This window comes from Rhizobium sp. WSM1274, from assembly GCF_025200775.1.
GTDB lineage: Bacteria > Pseudomonadota > Alphaproteobacteria > Rhizobiales > Rhizobiaceae > Rhizobium > Rhizobium leguminosarum_I.
The window spans coordinates 2,159,564-2,176,908 of the sequence record NZ_CP104138.1 but is presented as its reverse complement, the minus strand read 5'-3'; the positions used below and the strand labels follow the sequence as shown (position 1 = coordinate 2,176,908).

Genomic DNA, 17,345 nt, shown 5'->3' with positions numbered 1-17,345 from the left:
GTACGCAATACTGATCGAGTTCAAGAATGGTGGCCGGAAACGCAAACACCGATTCCGGCCGTCACCAATGCCGCCGGCGATTTTGCAGGCAGCATCGAATAGCTCATTGGGCAGCCGCCCAGCACTTGATGCCGGCCTTCTTCAAGGCCTTGCAGGCGTTGACGGCATCGCGCTGATCGTCGAAGCCGCCAAAGCGAGCGCGGTAAAGCTGATCACCACCAGCGGCGTAGGCGACCGCGAAGGGCTTCGCCGAGGCCAGCGCTCTACCGCCCTTGCTCTTGGCGCTCTCTAGGAGATCCATGGCCATCTGCCGGTTCGGCGAGACGCCGACCTGCACAACCCAGCCGCTGGGACCATCGCTGGTTGAAGCGGCGCCAGTCGAAGCGGGAGAAGTGGGAGTGGTCGAGGCGGTGGTGACCTCATCGACCGAGGTATCGCCCTGTTCCGGCGGCATATAGGCGGGCGCCGGCGTCGGCACGGCGACCGATGCCTGCTGCTTGAAGGTCATCGTCTTGACTTTGGTCGGCGCCGGCATCGGCTGGGCTACCAGCGGATTGTCGGATTTCGACTGAGCGGTCTCGGCGTAGGCAACCTCGGTCTCGGCGGCCTGATAACGCGCATCCGGCAGCGGGCCTTTGTGCGGCAGGCTGAGATCGGCGGCTGCGGCCGAAACTGGCGGCTGCGCTGCGGTGATCGTCTTTGCGATCTGCTGTTGGGCCATTTGCGGCTGAACTTTCTGCTGGACCTTCTGCGGCTGGACCGGAGCGGGTGTCTCGATCATCGCCGGGGCAGGGGCTGCCTGGGCAATCAGCGCCGACGACCCGCCGCGGCTCGATGCCTTCGGCAGATAGGTGGCGATCAGATTGCGCATCTGGGCATCGCGGGCGGGCGTCGAGGCGCCGCCGAGCACGACGCCGACGATCGACTTGCCGTCTACCTGCACCGAGCTCACCAAATTGAAACCGGCAGCGCGCGTGTAACCAGTCTTGATCCCGTCGACGCCGCGCACCGAACCGACCAGGCGGTTGTGGCTGCGGATCGTGCGGCTGCCGAACTTGAAGGCGCGAGTGGAGAAATAGCCGTAATATTGCGGGAAATGCTGGCGAAGGGCGATGCCGAGGCGAGCCTGATCGCGCGCCGTCGTCATCTGCGCCGTATTCGGCAGGCCGTTGGCGTTGCGATAGGTGGTGCGCGTCATGCCAAGCGCATGCGCCTTGGCGGTCATCAGCTGGGCGAAACGATCCTCGCTGCCGCCGCCCAGCATTTCGCCGAGCGCGGTTGCGGCATCATTGGCCGACAGGGTAACGAGACCGAGAATGCCCTGCTCGACGGTGATCGTGCCGCCGGCGCGGACGCCGAGCTTGGTGGGCGCCTGGGCTGCCGCATGAGCGGAGAAGGGGACGGGCGTATCGAGGCGAATGCGGCCCTGCTCCAATGCCTCGAAGGTCATGTAGATGGTCATCATCTTGGTCAGGGAGGCGGGGTATTGCAGCCGGTCGGCATTCTCGCTGTAGAGAACGTTGCCGGTCTTGGCGTCGACGACGATGCCTGCATATTTCGAATTCGCCGCTTCTGCGTCGGCATTTACCGAATCGACCAGGACGATCGTGACGGCCACCGAAAGGATCGCCAGCAGCTTTGCCAGAAAATTGCCGGATCGGGACGATGATACGGAGGAGGCTGACCTTGACACTATTCCACTCTTCTCTTGCATTTCAGATATTTGGCATTTCAGATTTTGGCAGGAACCGCACACCTCCCGCCGCACAGCTCGTCTTCTAAAATTACCGGCTGGGCGTTACCAATCCGTTTATGATGAATCGTTTATTTCGCTGTCCGGGGAGCATTTTAGGGTGTTGTCGCAGAACGGTTCACAAGACGCGTTTCCACAAAGGTGCGGATAGCGGCATCAATATGTTCCCAGTCGTCGAGATGGCTGCTCGAAAAGCGGTAGAGAACGCTGAGATCCCTGCCGACCTTGATATCGCGTTGACAATCTCCGCTCGCCGCCTTGTCCGGGGCTGAAGGCAAAATGCAGCGCACGACGTAATTCGGCCCGCCCTCGACGGGCGCCGTCAGCAGTACCTCGTCGCCATAACCCGCATCGGCGCGAAGACGATGCAGCGTCAGGCGGTTGCGGAAGGGCTCGGCCGGTCCTTCGATCAGATGCGAATAGATCGGTTCCAGCCGCCCGGACATGTCGCGCGACATGGTGCTCTGGGTAACCTGCAGGAAGATCAGCCCGGAGGATTGGGCGACATCGTCGAACCGAAGGTGGTTTTCCTTGCCGTAACCCTGCATCTCAGGCCAGGCGAGGTAGAGATCGACGCGTTCGGCGGCGCCTTCATGCCTCTGGCTCGGAAAGCGGATGGCGTTCTCGGGGAATTTCACGGTGTCGCGGCCGATGGCCAGCATGATTTCAACCGTGCTGTCGGTGTTGCCGGCAAGCGAGATGTGCCGGCCGAACCAACGGCCGCCGATGCTGATGACAACTGTCAGGACCGCCAGGACAGCGATCGCCGCCATCGTGCGGAGGAGAAATCTCATGGAAAAAAGCGGCTGCTCGTCGGGTGCGCTGCGCGCGGCATGGCTCATGGCGGTTCTTCGCGTTTCGGTCCGCCGCAGGAAGAACATGAGCCGCCGGTGCCGATGATGAAACTCATCGTCATGATCGAGCCGGCAGGGTTAACAATTCGCTAAGATGCTGGTGAGGTAAGGCTGTAAAAGAGGGCGAGCCGTTCCCGGGACAGCGGGAACGGCTCTTGGGCACCGGTCGGGGACGGGATGCGGGGACTGACCGGGCCGCAGGCTGGCAGCCGGCTAGAACAGGATAATTTTAGGCCGGTCGGCCGAAAAATCTGAATCCAGTTCTAATTAGACAGTTAGATGTTAGAGCATGATGTCGTCCGAAAACCGCTCACACTTTTCGGCATCGTGCTCTAACCGGCAGGCTGTTCCTACTTGACGCTACCGACCGCGACAGCGCGGCCGTCCTGAAGCTTCGACCAGCGGGCCGGATCGTCGGCGGACTGGCGCTTCAAATAGGTGTATTCGGTATCCGACCACAGCAGCACCTTGTTGCGCATGTTGTCGAGGATGAAGTCGCCGTGATCGGTGCGAACCGTCAGTACGGCATGGCCTTCGCCATTCGGCTGCAGCACGACGGTGATCAGCGTGTCGGAGGGTGAGAAACCGTCGTCGATCAACATCTTGCGCTTCAGCAGGGCGTAATCCTCGCAATCGCCGACGGTGCGCGGATACGCCCAGTGCTCCTCGACACCGTAGATCTGCTCGTCCGTCATCGGCTGGATCGTCGAGTTGACGGTGTAGTTGACCTTGAGAATTTCCTTCCAGCGATCCTCGGTGAGGATGGCCGGTCCGGCATCGCCGCCAACTTCGACGCATTCCGTCGGATTCGCCTTGCAGAATTCGTAATGGCCGATCGGCGGGCTGGCATTGCCTGCCAGGGCCATGCTGGCGGGCATCGCCTGTCCCGAACCCGCCATGGCCATCATGATGGCTCCGGCCAGAAGGCCGCCTTTCAGGATATTCGCGCTTGTCATTGCCGTCTCCCCGTAAGTTGAGGTGACAATGGCACAGACGTTTTTATCTCACGGAAAATTACGCAATAGAATTAAAGGCTTAGTTGATTCAAATGCCGATAAAACTTGGCTAAAAACAAACTTGAATGCGACTAAAATTCGATGCGGATTTGTCTCGAATTCGATTAAAATTGTAATCCACGCAACAAGGCTTTCGCCCGCGAAAAGGTTGCGTTGCCGTCCTCATGTTAAGGATTTTCGTTGAGCCGGTTAACTTCCGGCGGCCGGCCGGCGACGTGCGGTCGACCGTCGACGCCGCCGGGATCGACCGATTCGACCGGTTCAAAAGCAGAATGTCGCTCAGATCGCCGATTCCGACGGGAAAATTATTTTTGAGGAAAATCGCGAAAGCGATCGGTGGCGGCGACGATCGCCGCGCTCATATCGGGATTTGAGGTGGAATGGGCAGCATGCGGAAGGATGCTGAGCTCGCTTTGCGGCCAGGCGCGGGCGAGTTCCCAGGCAGTGACAAGCGGCGCCTCGATGTCGAACCTTCCCTGCAGCAGGATGCCGGGAATGCCGGTGAGCCGCGTGGCATTCTTCAAAAGTTGGGCGTCCTCCAGCCAGGCGCCGTTGCTGAAGTAGTGGGTGATGATGCGGGCGCGCGTCAGTAAATAGGTGGGGTCGGCCCAGCGGCGCGGCAGGCCTTGGGGATCGGCGAGCAGAATCGAGGCCGCCTCCCAATCATGCCAGTCGCGCGCCGCCTTGAGGCGCGTTTCCGGGTCCGGATCGTTGAGGAGACGATGACAGGCGGCCACCATGTCCTCGTCTCCTCCCTGAATCGCTGGGGCAGCCGCCTGGCGGAAACGGTGCCATTCTTCCGGAAAGAGCGGCGCCATGCCGCGATAGAGCCAGTCGATTTCCGAGCGCCGGGTGGTGGTCACGCCTGCGATGACGATCGCCGCCACCCGCTCCGGATGGGTTTCGGCATAGGCGAGCGCCAGCGTCGAGCCCCAGGAATTGCCGAAAAGGAGCCAGGTGTCGATGCCGAGACCGGCGCGCAGCCGTTCGATATCGGCAACGAGATGCCAAGTGGTGTTGAGGGAAAGATCGGTTTGCGGATCGGCAGCGCTCGGCAGGCTGCGGCCGCAATTGCGTTGGTCGAACAGAATGATTCGATAGGCTTCAGGGTCGAAATAGCACCTCGCCATGGTCGAACAGCCGGAGCCAGGGCCGCCGTGCAGCACCAGTGCCGGGCGGCCCGCCGGATTGCCGCAGGCCTCCCAATAGATCAGATTGCCGTCGCCCGTATCGAGCAGGCCGTGATCATAGGGTTCGATTTCGGGATAGAGAGCTGACATGGGCGCACCTGCGATCGAGCCGGGCCTTATCCGTCATATCCGTGACGAACGAATGACGAGCGAGGGCGAGGCATTTTCGAACGCAAAATCACTGCACATTTTGGGCGACCTCATTGGGCGCAGATCGGTGTCGCAGCTTGTTCCACTCATAATATTATCTGCCGACTGGGTGGAACGACTTGCGACAGGATTTCGCGCCTGCTTTCCAAAGCCCGATTCGTTGCCGCTTGCAAATCTCTTGCCGTGACGTGCAGGCCTTTCAACACGACCTGACCGGGTGCGCCGGACCTGGCAATCGCCTTCGATGAACGTCCGTCGAGAATTGCACCCCGCCGCGGAACCCCGGCAAGGCAGCGCCATCTTCCGGAGCTTTTAAAGGAATTCGCGCAACGTCTCGCGGGACTGGATCGACAGGAATTCGATTGCCACACCTTCGACGAAGTGGCGTACGACGCGACCGCGCATGTTGCCGAGCCGCACCGCCGTTCCGATCGAAGGGCGCATTTCGACGTCGACGGCAGCGCCCGACAGCGAAAGGTCCATGATGCGGCAGAAATAACGCGTGCCGTCCTCGAGCGTCAGCTCGGTCTTCGTGTCACGTGGGGTCAGGCGGTCGTGGCGCCGATCTTCCGGCAGGCCGAGTTCATGCTTGTTGGCAAGCCAGGTGAGCTGGGCCGCGAGCTTCTCGCGTTTCCGGTCGGTGGCGTTGATCGACATGGTGAAGCCGCGGCCATCGATCGTCTGGACATAACCTTCGACACGGCCGAGATGGTCGATATAGGCGACGACGCGTTCGTTGGCGCGCGGCCGGCCGGGGCAGGTGACGTACATGTCGCCAGGCGACATGTCGATCACCATGCATTCGAATTCCTCGTAGTTCGCAAGCATCAGCCGGCCCTGCATATTGATGGGCACGCGCTGGAAAACGCCCTGTTCAGGGCGCGGCGCAGGTCGTTGCGTCTGAGCTGGCTGGAACGAGTGCATCAAAGGGCTTCTTCATGAAAATCGCAGAGACCGATCTTTACCTGCAATCCATTAACAGAAGGTTGTTTCGCGCCGTCCCGACATAGCGGAAAACGAGTATATCCGGTGTCCTAAAATGGGACCCTCAGCGCGCCTCCACGCTCAGCAGCTGCGACACCATGCGGCGCATGACCTGGCCGAAATGGATGCTTTTGCCAGCGACGATCTTGTTGATCGGTCGCAGCTCGGCCGGTGCTGCATTGGCGAACTTTCCGGGGAGCAGGCGGCTGCGGTCGAGCGCCAGGAATTCGAGCGGTACGATCTCCAGCCAGCTCGCCGCCGCTGTCGGCGCGATCGCGCCGAGCAGCCGGTCGCAGGCCCCGTCCGGCGAACGCAGCGGCATCATGATAATCTCGAAGGAGGCCTGATGACCGACGGTGCTATAGCCGGTGGCGTTGAACAGGGCCGGCATGGCATGATCCATGACGCCCATCGCCGTGCGTTCGATGTCCGTGTGCTGACCATTTGCCCAGAGAGACGAAAAACGTTCGCTGCGCAGATCACGCCCGAAGAGATCGCAGATGCGGGTGCCGGCCAGCCGGAAACCGATGTCTCCGCCGTCGCGCCTCTCAAGAATGAACAGATTCTGGAGCAGGTGGGGGACGGCGGAGGGCTCGACCTGTGATTTCAGCGGCGCATCGGCAGCGCCGCGGATACGGTTCCAGTAGTCAAAAATTTCGATGGTCGTTTGCACACGCATTTCACACCAACCTGTCTCATTCCGGAGCATTTTCGGGCAGTCATTGCCCGTACAGACTCTACCTTGCGGATTTCATGCCAAATCACGGCGGTTAAGGTTAAGAGATGGTTTCGGTTGAGATGCAGTGCCTGTCGTGACACTGTCCCGCATCGCTTCGACTTTCGGAGTTCAGCACAACCTGCCCGGGCCCAAGTCTTTCCTTGAGCTCCCGGTCCGCCGCCCGGCACTTCGGGCGGCTTTTTTTTTAACAGGCGCTCCTGTATGGCTGTGGCCTCAACGAGGCAAAACACAGATGAATGAGCAGACGGCCGAGCCGCATAAGGCGCCAGAACCTCCCGAGGTCCAGCCGCCGGCACGGCCACCGCGCGAACCGGTCTTTAATCTTCCACCGGCACTGCTCTTCAGCCTTTGCCTGCTGGCCGTGATTTATGCGGTGCAGGAACTCGTGCTGTCCGACGATGCGCTGAACTGGCTGTTCTTCACCTTCGGCTTCGTTCCCGCCCGTTATGTGATTCCGCTGTCGCAGCAAGGACCGGAGCTGTTCTGGACGCCGGTCACCTATTCGCTGCTGCACGGCAGCGTCCAACATATCCTCTTCAACGCCTTCTGGCTGATGGCCTTCGGTGCGCCGGTCGTGCGCCGCATCGGGACGCTACGCTTCGTGCTCTTCTGGGTTTTTTCCGCCATTGCATCAGCCGCCCTGCACGCGATCCTGAACTGGGGGGACGTGTCGGTGCTGATCGGCGCGTCGGGCGTGATCTCCGGGCTGATGGGCGCCGCCTGCCGATTCGCCTTTCCGGCCGAACGACGGCCGATGGCACCGGCGCATCTCAACCCCCGGCTTTCCATCGTCGAGGCGCTGAAGAGCCGCACCGTCATCATCTTCATGCTGCTCTGGCTGGTCGGCAATGCGCTGATCGCCGTCGGCATCCCTCTCGTCGGCGATAGCGACCAGCCGATTGCCTGGGACGCACATATCGGCGGCTTCGTCTTCGGCTTCCTGCTGTTTTCGCTGTTCGATCGGGCGCCGCGCCCGCCTGTGATGGAACCCGCCGGAACGGAGAAGGATATGTTGCAATCCTGAGCCGGGCAGTGCACGATCTACCTATCCGCGATGGGGGGAGAAACCGCCGCGGATGCCTGTGACAAGTGTTTCACGGACATAGGAGGTTCGAATGACCAGTTCAGTCAAAGCAATCCTCGACCTGAAGGGCAGGGACGTCGTCACCGCCGGGCCGAACACCACCGTCGCCGAGGCTGCCGCCATCCTCAGCAAGAAGAAGATCGGCGCCATCGTCGTCGTCGGCATGGAGAACCGGATTTCAGGCATGTTCACCGAGCGCGATCTCGTGCATGCGATCGCCAAACACGGCAAGGACGGCTTGGACCAGGCGCTGGCCAAGGTCATGACCGCGAAGGTCTACCGCTGCCATGAGGAGACGACCGTCAACGAGCTTATGGAGCTGATGACCAGCCGCCGTTTCCGTCACGTGCCGGTGGAAAGCAACGGCAAGCTTGCCGGCATCATTTCGATTGGCGACGTGGTGAAATCGCGCATCGCCGAAGTCGAGCGTGAGGCCGAGGAAATCAAGGCCTATATCGCCGGCTGAGGTTTTCGCCGGCCATGCTCGACCGATGTCGTTGTCGCAAAACCGCTGCAGGCTTGTGGACGGCCTGCATCAGGGGTGGCTGGCGTAGACTTCCTGCATGCGCTTGATCTCGGGGAGCCTGGCTCTGGCTTCCTCGTAGCCGCGTTCGATCGCCTCGCCAGCCCGGTGAAATTCGGAAAGGCCGATATAGCTGAGACGCGGCTGCAGCGAAATATCAGGCGGGTCGCCGGCAAGGCGGGCGCGGGCAATCCTGTCCTGGATGATGTTGAAGGCCTGCACCATGACGCCGGTCATGCCGAGGCGCGCATAGGGCGCTTCTTCCTGTTTCTGCACTTCCTGGGCCGACAGGCTGGCATTGTGCCGGACGACGGCCGAGCGGCCGTAGAGATCGTAATTGAGATTGACGGCGACGACGAGCGGCTGCTCGTAGGCGCGGCAGACGGAGACGGGGACGGGATTGACCAGTGCGCCGTCTACCAGCGTGCGGTGATTGCTGCGCACCGGCTCGAAAATGCCAGGCAGGGCATAGGAGGCGCGTAGCGCCGTAATCAGCGAACCATTGGCGATCCAGACCTCGTGACCGGTATTGACCTCGGCCGCGACCGCAACGAACGGCCGATCGAGATCCTCGACGTTCAGGCCTTCGAGATGTTCCTGCATGCGCTTGGTCAGCCGCATGCCGCCGAACAGGCCACTGCCGCCGATGGTGAGATCAAGGAGACTTGCGATGCGGCGCATTGTCAGCGAGCGCGCGAAGCTTTCGAGTTCATCGAGTTTGCCGGCGAGATAACAGCCACCGACCAGCGCGCCGATCGAGGTGCCGGCAATCATGCCGATCTCGACCCTTGCCTCGTCGAGCGCGCGCAGCACACCGATATGGGCCCAGCCGCGGGCAGCGCCGCCGCCGAGTGCCAGCGCGATCTTGATTTTCTTTTGAGGCGCCGGAGGTGGGAGCATCTCGAGCGTCGTCGACATATCGGAACCGGAACCCTCGCCTTCAGAGCTTTGACGATGCAGACTCCAGCTCAGCATGGCGCTCTCCCCTCCCAGCAGAACACTTGGTTCCCGATAGTGTGCCCGATCAGTTTCCAAATGGTATATAGAAGCTGTTTCTGGCGCAATAAGGAGCAAATGCCGGGAAATTCTGGCTATTTTCCGTAGACATCATGCGGATCGAAATGAAGCTCGTCGTCGACGATATCAAGCATCGGCTTTCCGTCTCGAAGCGTGATCGTCCGGTAGAAGCAGGAGCGGCGGCCGGTGTGACAGGTGGCGTCGTGGCCGGCGACCTCGACCTTCAGCCAGATAGCGTCCTGATCGCAATCTGTGCGGATTTCTTTGACCGTCTGGAGATTGCCCGAGGTCTCGCCCTTCTTCCAGAGCTTGCCGCGCGAACGGCTGAAATAATGCGCCGTGCCGGTCTGGATGGTCAGCGCCAGCGCCTGGGCATTCATATGCGCCACCATCAGCAGCTCGCCATCGCCGGCGTCGGTGACGATCGCGGTGATCAGGCCACGGTCGTCGAAACGCGGCGTGAAATCGCCGGCGTCTTCCAGCGCCGACTTGTCCTCGGATGGTTGATTGAAGATCAGTTGACTCATCGCGGCCCTCCTGAGGGAGCCGGTGTCAGCGGCTCCGCACCATGGTCATGAAACGGGCCTGATCGGCCGGCTCGGTCTTGAACGTTCCCGTAAACGTCGTCGTCAACGTGGTCGAGCCCTGCTTCTGAACGCCGCGCATCGCCATGCACATATGTTCGGCCTCGATCAGCACTGCGACACCGCGCGGATTCAGCGTATCGTCGATTGCCCGGGCGATCTGGGCGGTCATCGTTTCCTGGGTCTGCAACCGGCGGCCATAGATCTCGACGACACGGGCAATCTTCGACAGGCCGAGCACACGCCCGTCCGGCATGTAGGCAACGTGGGCCTTGCCGATGATCGGCACCATGTGATGTTCGCAATGCGAGTAGAACGGAATATCCTTGACGAGGACCATGTCGTCGTAACCGGCGACCTCCTCGAAGGTGCGGCCGAGCACGTCTTCCGCCGCCATGTCGTAACCGGAAAAAAGCTCGCGGTACGATTTGACGACGCGGGCCGGCGTTTCGAGCAGGCCTTCACGCGTCGGGTCGTCGCCGGCCCAGCGCAACAGAACGCGAACGGCTTCCTCCGCCTCCTGCTGGGAGGGGCGATCCGAGTCGCGGTTCGTCTGCGGAAAGTTTTTTACGATGGCGTCCATGAACAATGGTCTCCTGGTCCGCACCGCGGACCCATCTGTCGGAATCGCCACTGGTCATCCCATGCGGGAATTCATGCACCTTTGGCAGGCTCCGGGGCTTTCAGGGCACATTCAGCCCGTCCGGCACGGTTTCCCAATCAAACTTACACGAGGCCATTGCATTTTCATGGCCTTCGAACGACATACATATAGGAAGACGGCCATTATATGTAAGTATCCTCAGACGACACGGTGTGTTTTTTGTTTTGACGACAAAAACACCCCCTGCAGAGGCCGATCCGCAGCGATTTTGGAGCGGAAATCCAGTATGGACGACATCTATAACAGCAAAATCCTCGAATTCGCCGGCAATATTCCGTTGACCGGCACGCTTGATGATGCCGATGCGACCGCCCTGGCCTATTCCAAGCTCTGCGGCTCGAAGGTGCGGATCTGGCTGAAGATGGACGGGGATACCGTGACCGGCTTTGCCCATGACGTGAAGGCCTGCGCGCTCGGACAGGCTTCGTCTTCGATCATGGCCCGCCATGTCGTCGGCGCCACATCGGGCGAATTGCGCCAGGCGCGCCAGGACATGCTTGCCATGTTGAAGGCGGACGGGGCCGGGCCTCAGGGACGCTTCGAAGACATGCGTTATCTGCTGCCGGTGCGCGACTACAGGGCCCGCCATGCCTCGACGATGCTGACCTTCGATGCGGTCGTCGATGCGATCGGGCAGATCGAGGCGAAACGGGCGGAAGTTGTCGAGGCATAACCGAGATGTGCGAATTCTGCGCCCCGCAGGCTGACGATGAGGATGACGGCGGCGCCGCCGGACCCGAAAAGCCGCGCGAAAAGGCCGCACGCACCTCCCGCAACTATGCCGGTCCGTTCCGCAAGACCCCCGACCGTCTGCTCGGCATGGGGCTCGTCCGCCTCTACCAGCTGACGCTGTCCGGCTTCATCGGCAATTCCTGCCGCCATATCCCGACCTGCTCCGAATATGGCTACGAGTCGATCGCCCGCCACGGCCTTTGGGCCGGCGGCTGGATGACGCTGTTTCGCGTCGGCCGCTGCGGCCCGGGCGGCACCAGCGGCCTCGACCAGGTGCCGGAGATGCTCGGCGACAGCTTCCGCTGGTGGACGCCGTGGCGTTATCTCGCCCTCGGACGCAAGAGAGGCTGACCGCCGTGACGATGCCCGGCGAATACAGGCGTGCATCGGAAGACTTTGACCATTATCTCGATGATATCAGAGCCGATACGCTGATCGACAGCCGAAATGTGGTCTACATCATGACCCAAGGGGTCTTTCAGACGTTCCGCCGCCGCCTCGATGTGGCAGACGCGCTCCGGTTCGCCGATGTGCTGCCGCCGGTGCTGCGTGCGATCTTCGTCGCCGACTGGAATCCCGACGAGGCCAAACGGTCCTTCGAGGATCGTGCGCCGATGACGCGGGAGGTGCAGTCACTGCGCGGTGACCATAACTTTTCCCCCGACACAGCCATCCGAGACGTGGCGATGGCTGTGCGAAAACATGTCGACGCCGCCGCATTCGACAGAGTGCTGAAGACCTTGCCCGACGGCGCAGAGGAGTTCTGGCAGCCATGAGCACCTTCATCGCCCTTCTGCACAGCATTGTCCTGGCGCCCGACCGCCGCGTCGTCATGCAGGATTTGCGCGCACTTGCCGAAGAGCTCGGTTATCGCGAGCCGCGCACGCTGGTTTCCACAGGCAATCTCGTCTTCGAGGCCGACGAGATGCGGCCGCACGAACTCGAAGTAGCCCTCGAGGAGGGGTTTGAAGAAAAGTTCGGCAAACATGTCGATATCATCGTGCGCAGCGACTGCACCTGGATGGCGCTTTGCAGCACCAATCCCTTCAAGGACGGCAATGGTGACCAGGTCATCGTCCGGGTGATGCGCCTGCCGGTCGACCCCAAGAAGGTGGAGGCGCTGAAACCGCTGATGACGGAGGGACAGCGCATCGCCGTCGTCGGCGGCGATCTCTGGATCGATTTCGCCGGCAAGCCGAGCCAGTCCAAGCTGCTTTCGGCGCTGACCACCAAGCGGCTCGGCGTCGGTACGATGCGCAACTGGAACACCGTGCGTGGGCTGACTGAAATGATCATATAGCCCGGGCTTCGTCTTTACTCAGACAGCAAATCTGGCTATCAGGCGGCTGCGCATTCAGCTCCGCGGAGGCGCTTTCATGTCAACCACCCGCATTCGTTGGCGGGACTGGACAAGGAGAATTTCGATGTCCCAAGCTATTTCCCTGACATTTCCCGATGGTTCCGTGCGCGGCTACGATGCCGGCGCAACCGGCCGGGATGTCGCTGAATCCATTTCCAAGTCGCTCGCCAAGAAGGCAGTGGCCGTTGCTATCGACGGCACCGTGCGCGACCTTTCCGACCCCGTGACGACGGGCAGAATTGAGATCATCACCCGCAATGACGACCGCGCGCTGGAACTCATCCGCCACGACGCGGCGCATGTCATGGCGGAAGCCGTTCAGGAGCTGTGGCCCGGCACCCAGGTGACGATCGGCCCGGTCATCGAAAACGGTTTCTACTACGACTTCGCCAAGAACGAGCCCTTCACACTCGACGATCTGCCGAAGATCGAAAAGAAGATGAAGGAGATCATCGGCCGCAACGCCGCCTTCACCAAGCAGGTCTGGTCGCGCGAAAAGGCGAAACAGGTCTTCGCCGACAAGGGCGAGCAGTACAAGGTCGAACTCGTCGACGCGATCCCGGAAGGGCAGGATCTCAAGATCTATTACCAGGGTGACTGGTTCGACCTCTGCCGCGGTCCGCACATGGCCTCGACCGGTCAGATCGGCAACGCCTTCAAGCTTTTGAAGGTGGCCGGCGCCTATTGGCGCGGCGACAGCAACAATCCGATGCTGAGCCGCATCTACGGCACGGCCTTCGCCGAGCAGTCGGAGCTCGACAACTACCTGCACATGCTTGCCGAAGCCGAAAAGCGCGATCACCGCCGCCTCGGCCGCGAGATGGATCTCTTCCATTTCCAGGAAGAGGGGCCGGGCGTCGTGTTCTGGCACGGCAAGGGCTGGCGTGTATTCCAGACGCTGGTCGCCTATATGCGCCGCCGGCTTGCCGGCGATTATCAGGAAGTCAACGCGCCGCAGGTGCTCGACAAGTCGCTGTGGGAAACCTCCGGTCACTGGGGCTGGTATCGCGACAACATGTTCAAGGTAACGGTTGCCGGCGACGATACCGACGACGACCGCGTCTTCGCACTGAAGCCGATGAACTGCCCCGGCCATATCCAGATCTTCAAGCACGGGCTGAAATCCTACCGCGAGCTGCCGATCCGGCTTGCCGAATTCGGCAATGTCCACCGTTACGAACCGTCGGGCGCGTTGCACGGGCTGATGCGCGTGCGCGGCTTCACGCAGGACGATGCCCACATCTTCTGCACCGACGAGCAGATGGCCGCCGAATGCCTGAAGATCAACGATCTGATCCTTTCGGTCTACAAGGATTTCGGCTTCGACGAAGTCACCATCAAGCTCTCGACAAGGCCGGACAAGCGCGTCGGTTCGGACGAGCTCTGGGACCGTGCCGAAGACGTGATGATGGGCGTGCTGGAGACGATCCAGCAGCAGTCCAACAACATCAAAACCGGCATCCTGCCGGGCGAGGGCGCTTTCTACGGGCCGAAGTTCGAATATACGCTGAAGGATGCGATCGGCCGTGAATGGCAGTGCGGCACGACGCAGGTCGACTTCAACCTACCGGAACGTTTTGGCGCCTTCTACATCGACAGCAACTCCGAAAAGACGCAGCCGGTGATGATCCACCGCGCCATCTGCGGCTCGATGGAACGCTTCCTCGGCATCCTGATCGAGAACTTCGCCGGCCACATGCCGCTCTGGGTATCACCGCTTCAGGTGGTGGTCGCAACGATTACCTCGGAAGCCGATGCCTACGGGCTTGAAGTGGCCGAGGCGCTGCGCGAGGCCGGTCTCAACGTCGAGACCGACTTCCGTAACGAGAAGATCAACTACAAGGTCCGCGAGCATTCGGTCACCAAGGTTCCTGTCATCATCGTCTGCGGCAGGAAGGAAGCCGAGGAGCGCACGGTCAACATCCGTCGCCTCGGCAGCCAGGAACAGGTTTCGATGGAGCTTGACGCTGCCGTCGAGAGCCTTGCCCTTGAAGCGACACCGCCCGACATTCGTCGCAAGGCCGAAGAAAAAAAAGCCAAGGCGGCCTGAAATAAGCCGGATTTGACAGCGCCGGGCGTGGCGCTGTCAGAAATCCGATATGCAACCGCAATATAGCCACCGTGAACGTACGACGCCGTCTTCTCGATGGTGTCGCCGTGCTGCGTCGTCATGAGACGCAGCTGATCAAACGAAACCAGTAAAGCTAAAATCAATCGAGGCTGGTGTCGTCGCCGCCCTGCGGCACGAGCTGTTCGTAGGAGGGCAGTGGCGCCACCGGGGCCGGCTGGACGCCTGGCGGGGGCGGCGTGCCGACTGGCACTTGTTGCACCGTGCGGGCAGCATCCACCGGTGGCTGCGGCTGCTGGTCCTTCATCAGAACCTCGACATCGGTGTTCCTGCCGGCGACGACGGTGAAATCGCGCTGGTAGATCTTGTCCTTGTTGCGGGCGACGGCGGAATATCCGCCTTCGGCGAGGACCATGGTCGGGAAGGCACTGACACTTTCGCCGACGCTGTCGCCGGCCGCGGTCAGAATTGACCATGCCGTATCGGCGATCGCCTCGCCGCCGGCATCGGAGACCAGCTTGAAGGTGATCTGCGCGGCGCGATGCTGAATCGTCGCCTCGGTCAGCTTGCCGGCCTCGACCTGGATGTCGGCGCGGATCACGGCGTTGACGCTGCCATATTCGGAAACGATGTGATAGGTGCCGGCATTGAGGCGGACGATGGTATTCGGCGAGACATCGGCCATGACGAGGCCGCGCTCGCCATCGTCGCGCACTTCCGAAGAATAGATCGAGAAGCTCAACTGGTCGGGGCGGATGCGGGCGTCGGTGCCGGAGACGGCATTGAGCAGCAGGCCGCCGGCATCGAGCACCATCACCTGCTTGTCGACCTCGCCTTCAGCGGGCACGGTCAATTTCTTGGTGACGCCGGCGCGGCCGAAAGAGACGTTGACGAAATAATCACCGGGGGCGAGCTGGAAGGCGGCAGGTCCGCCCTTGGCGCTGGCGATCAGCGGCAGCTTGCCGTCGGCTCCGGCGATCGGGCTGAAGACGTACCAGGAGAGGCCTTCCTCAACCGGCGCGCCGTCCGCCGTCAGCTTGGCCTCCATCGGGACGTCGTGCAGCTTGACCCCTTCGGGCACCGTGCCGGGCGCGATGAAGGCATCGAGCTTCGGCATCTTCGGCGTCGATTCAAGCTGTTTGAATCCCTTGAAGGCATCTTGAGCGCCGGCGCCGAGGGGCATCAATACCATCAGGGCAATGGCAAGGCCGATGCGTGCAAAAGGCAAAATGCCAAACATCTGTTTCGTGAACCGATTGACTTCTGAAATCGCAAAGGCCACTTCAAGACCAACGCGGTGGCAAATTCAAGACCCACCCTTTGCAGCAGCATAAATAATGAGAGCCTCTCCCGCATGAAATCCGATATCAAGCTGATCGACTACCTCGCCGTGCGCCGCTCCATCCCCGCTTTCCAGATGTGCGAACCAGGCCCCGAGAAGGCCGAGATCGAGGAAATCCTGCGTCTTGCCTCGCGTGTTCCCGATCACGGCAAGATCGCCCCCTGGCGCTTCATCGTCTATCGCGGAGAGCAGCGCGTGCGTCTCGGCGAGGAGCTTCTGACGCTGGCACTTCATTCAAAACCCGACCTTTCCGAAGAGATGATCGAGGTCGAGCGCAGCCGTTTCACCCGCGCGCCCGTGGTCGTCGCCGTCGTCAGCAAGGCGGGGCCGCATATCAAGATCCCGGAATGGGAGCAGTTGATGTCGGCAGGCGCGCTTTGCTTCAATGTCATTCTCGCCGCCAACGCCAACGGTTATGTCGCCAACTGGCTGACGGAGTGGTTCGCCTATGACAAGCGCGCCTATCCGCTGCTTGGCGTCCGGCCTGATGAAAGGGTGGCGGGCTTCATCCATATCGGCTCGACGACATTTCCGGCAATCGAGCGGCCTCGGCCGGAGCTTGGCGACACCGTGACCTGGGTCGGCGGAGACGATTGATGTTCTATACCACCGATAGCAACCGGCATGGGCTTGCGCATGATCCTTTCAAGGCGATCGTGTCGCCGCGCCCGATCGGCTGGATCGGTAGCAAGGGCAGGGACGGCTCGATCAATCTCGCGCCTTATTCTTTTTTCAATGCCGTTGCCGATCGGCCGAAGCTGGTGATGTTTTCTTCCGCCGGAAGCAAGCACAGCCAGCGCAATGCGGCCGAGACCGGCGTCTTCACCTGCAATTTCGTCAGCCGCGATCTCGCCGAGAAGATGAACCTTTCCTCGGCGGCGCTGGCCTACGGCGACAGCGAATTCGATTTCGCCGGCCTGACGCCGAAGCAGGCCGAACTGATCGACGCGCCCTATGTCGGCGAGGCTTTCGCGGTGCTCGAATGCAAGGTGACCGAAATCATCGAGCCGAAGACGCTGTCGGGCGCGCCGTCCGAAAACGTCCTGGTCTTCGGCGAAGTGATCGGCATCCGCATCGACGAAGCGATCGTCAGGAACGGCCGCCTCGACATGTCGATTGCCCGGCCTCTCGCCCGCATGGGCTATATGGATTACAGCGATGGCAGCGATGTTTTCGAGATGGTCCGGCCGCAACTTCCACCAATTGAAGGCTAATCGCAAGGCATACAAAGGCTTAAGAAATATGGTGAACCAATCTTAAACCTTTTGCCGCTACGGTCGCAGCA

19 protein-coding genes are annotated in these 17,345 nt (G+C 61.2%); 9 read left to right on the top strand and 10 right to left on the bottom strand.

Annotation, left to right across the window (positions count from 1 at the left end; genetic code table 11):
- Positions 1–103: 103 nt before the first annotated feature.
- The 6 genes from N2600_RS11030 to N2600_RS11005 form a co-directional block, all read right to left on the bottom strand.
- Positions 104–1,714, bottom strand: coding sequence for a D-alanyl-D-alanine carboxypeptidase (locus N2600_RS11030; RefSeq protein WP_260298740.1), 1,611 nt, complete (start codon positions 1,712–1,714; stop codon positions 104–106).
- A 134-nt stretch (positions 1,715–1,848) separates the two neighbouring features.
- Complete coding sequence (locus N2600_RS11025) at positions 1,849–2,634, bottom strand: hypothetical protein (RefSeq protein WP_222385076.1); 786 nt, start codon at positions 2,632–2,634, stop codon at positions 1,849–1,851.
- Positions 2,635–2,957: 323 nt separating this feature from the next.
- A complete protein-coding gene (locus tag N2600_RS11020) occupies positions 2,958–3,563 on the bottom strand; it encodes a transglutaminase-like cysteine peptidase (protein WP_222385075.1) in 606 nt (201 codons plus the stop codon).
- A 365-nt stretch (positions 3,564–3,928) separates the two neighbouring features.
- Positions 3,929–4,903: a prolyl aminopeptidase gene (gene pip / locus N2600_RS11015; protein WP_260298739.1), complete on the bottom strand. Its 975-nt coding sequence runs from the start codon at positions 4,901–4,903 to the stop codon at positions 3,929–3,931.
- 372 nt (positions 4,904–5,275) lie between these two features.
- Positions 5,276–5,887: a PilZ domain-containing protein gene (locus N2600_RS11010; RefSeq protein WP_017964411.1), complete on the bottom strand. Its 612-nt coding sequence runs from the start codon at positions 5,885–5,887 to the stop codon at positions 5,276–5,278.
- A 124-nt stretch (positions 5,888–6,011) separates the two neighbouring features.
- Positions 6,012–6,656 carry a PAS domain-containing protein gene (locus N2600_RS11005; protein WP_260298738.1) on the bottom strand — a complete coding sequence of 215 codons (645 nt, stop codon included), beginning with the start codon at positions 6,654–6,656 and terminating at the stop codon, positions 6,012–6,014.
- Positions 6,657–6,918: 262 nt separating this feature from the next.
- Here N2600_RS11005 and N2600_RS11000 point away from each other — a divergent pair, with 262 nt between their 5' ends.
- Together N2600_RS11000 and N2600_RS10995 are read left to right on the top strand one after the other, a co-directional pair.
- A complete protein-coding gene (locus N2600_RS11000) occupies positions 6,919–7,710 on the top strand; it encodes a rhomboid family intramembrane serine protease (protein WP_260298737.1) in 792 nt (263 codons plus the stop codon).
- A 91-nt stretch (positions 7,711–7,801) separates the two neighbouring features.
- On the top strand, positions 7,802–8,236 hold the full coding sequence (locus tag N2600_RS10995) for a CBS domain-containing protein (RefSeq protein WP_017964408.1): 435 nt from the start codon (positions 7,802–7,804) through the stop codon (positions 8,234–8,236).
- A gap of 69 nt (positions 8,237–8,305) precedes the next feature.
- Here the strand turns inward: N2600_RS10995 and N2600_RS10990 are convergent, their stop codons facing one another.
- The 3 genes from N2600_RS10990 to folE form a co-directional block, all read right to left on the bottom strand.
- Positions 8,306–9,268 (bottom strand): patatin-like phospholipase family protein, encoded by a 963-nt coding sequence (locus N2600_RS10990; protein WP_017964407.1) that lies wholly within the window; start codon positions 9,266–9,268, stop codon positions 8,306–8,308.
- A gap of 116 nt (positions 9,269–9,384) precedes the next feature.
- Positions 9,385–9,837 carry a phosphoribosyl-AMP cyclohydrolase gene (gene hisI, locus N2600_RS10985; RefSeq protein WP_260298736.1) on the bottom strand — a complete coding sequence of 151 codons (453 nt, stop codon included), beginning with the start codon at positions 9,835–9,837 and terminating at the stop codon, positions 9,385–9,387.
- A 25-nt stretch (positions 9,838–9,862) separates the two neighbouring features.
- A complete protein-coding gene (folE, locus tag N2600_RS10980) occupies positions 9,863–10,477 on the bottom strand; it encodes a GTP cyclohydrolase I FolE (protein WP_017960561.1) in 615 nt (204 codons plus the stop codon).
- 307 nt (positions 10,478–10,784) lie between these two features.
- On the opposite strand from folE, the gene N2600_RS10975 reads away from it, so the two are divergent.
- From N2600_RS10975 to thrS, 5 genes are all read left to right on the top strand, one after another.
- A complete protein-coding gene (locus N2600_RS10975) occupies positions 10,785–11,231 on the top strand; it encodes an iron-sulfur cluster assembly scaffold protein (RefSeq protein WP_260298735.1) in 447 nt (148 codons plus the stop codon).
- 5 nt (positions 11,232–11,236) lie between these two features.
- Positions 11,237–11,641 (top strand): membrane protein insertion efficiency factor YidD, encoded by a 405-nt coding sequence (yidD, locus tag N2600_RS10970; RefSeq protein ID WP_222294856.1) that lies wholly within the window; start codon positions 11,237–11,239, stop codon positions 11,639–11,641.
- A complete protein-coding gene (locus N2600_RS10965) occupies positions 11,638–12,066 on the top strand; it encodes a DUF2267 domain-containing protein (protein ID WP_260111128.1) in 429 nt (142 codons plus the stop codon). Before yidD ends, N2600_RS10965 begins: the two co-directional genes overlap by 4 nt.
- Positions 12,063–12,590 carry a DUF1697 domain-containing protein gene (locus N2600_RS10960; RefSeq protein ID WP_170282317.1) on the top strand — a complete coding sequence of 176 codons (528 nt, stop codon included), beginning with the start codon at positions 12,063–12,065 and terminating at the stop codon, positions 12,588–12,590. The genes N2600_RS10965 and N2600_RS10960 overlap by 4 nt, the downstream gene beginning before the upstream one ends.
- A 124-nt stretch (positions 12,591–12,714) precedes the next feature.
- Positions 12,715–14,700, top strand: coding sequence for a threonine--tRNA ligase (gene thrS / locus N2600_RS10955; protein ID WP_260298734.1), 1,986 nt, complete (start codon positions 12,715–12,717; stop codon positions 14,698–14,700).
- Between the two features lie 160 nt (positions 14,701–14,860).
- Here the strand turns inward: thrS and N2600_RS10950 are convergent, their stop codons facing one another.
- Positions 14,861–15,958 (bottom strand): hypothetical protein, encoded by a 1,098-nt coding sequence (locus N2600_RS10950; protein WP_260110885.1) that lies wholly within the window; start codon positions 15,956–15,958, stop codon positions 14,861–14,863.
- A 114-nt stretch (positions 15,959–16,072) separates the two neighbouring features.
- Here N2600_RS10950 and N2600_RS10945 point away from each other — a divergent pair, with 114 nt between their 5' ends.
- Complete coding sequence (locus N2600_RS10945) at positions 16,073–16,657, top strand: nitroreductase family protein (protein ID WP_222294861.1); 585 nt, start codon at positions 16,073–16,075, stop codon at positions 16,655–16,657.
- Entirely contained in the window at positions 16,657–17,274 is a 618-nt protein-coding gene (locus tag N2600_RS10940) for a flavin reductase family protein (RefSeq protein ID WP_222385067.1), read from the top strand. The genes N2600_RS10945 and N2600_RS10940 overlap by 1 nt, the downstream gene beginning before the upstream one ends.
- Positions 17,275–17,345: the final 71 nt, after the last annotated feature.